Source organism: Pseudomonas sp. 43(2021) (genome assembly GCF_017490805.1).
Classification (GTDB): domain Bacteria; phylum Pseudomonadota; class Gammaproteobacteria; order Pseudomonadales; family Pseudomonadaceae; genus Aquipseudomonas.
The window spans coordinates 1-468 of the sequence record NZ_JAFGYJ010000429.1 but is presented as its reverse complement, the minus strand read 5'-3'; the positions used below and the strand labels follow the sequence as shown (position 1 = coordinate 468).

Sequence of the window (468 nt, the reverse complement as noted above, 5' to 3'; positions counted from 1 at the left end):
CTTGAAAAACAGGTAAGCGCTGAACTGGCCCCCGGTTCCCACGCCAGCAAAGCGGTGAGCAATGCCTACTCGGCATTCGAAGTAGCGTTTCTTGATTTGCAGGCGCACTACCTGAACGTGCCGCTGGTGGACCTGCTCGGCGGGGCGATCCGCGATGAAGTGCCGTTCAGCGCTTACCTGTTTTTCAAGTACGCCGAGCATATCGACTCGCCCTACAAGCCAGACGACTGGGGCGAGGCGCTGAGCGAGCAGCAGATCGTCGCGCAGGCAGCGCGGATGATCGAAGCGTACGGATTCAAGAGCATCAAGCTCAAGGCCGGCACCTTGCCGCCGGAGCATGAAGTGGCTTGTATCAAGGCACTGAAAAAAGCCTTTCCGGGATTGCCGCTGCGCATCGACCCGAACGGCAACTGGTCGCTGGAGACGGCGATTCGCATGGCCGAACTGCTCGGCGATGATCTGCAGTAT

General features: G+C 59.4%; 1 protein-coding gene. It reads left to right on the top strand.

Features of this window, described 5'->3' with window-relative positions; genetic code table 11:
* The coding region (locus J5M71_RS28000; RefSeq protein WP_279382399.1) for an enolase C-terminal domain-like protein at window positions 1-468 on the top strand (468 nt) is incomplete at both ends.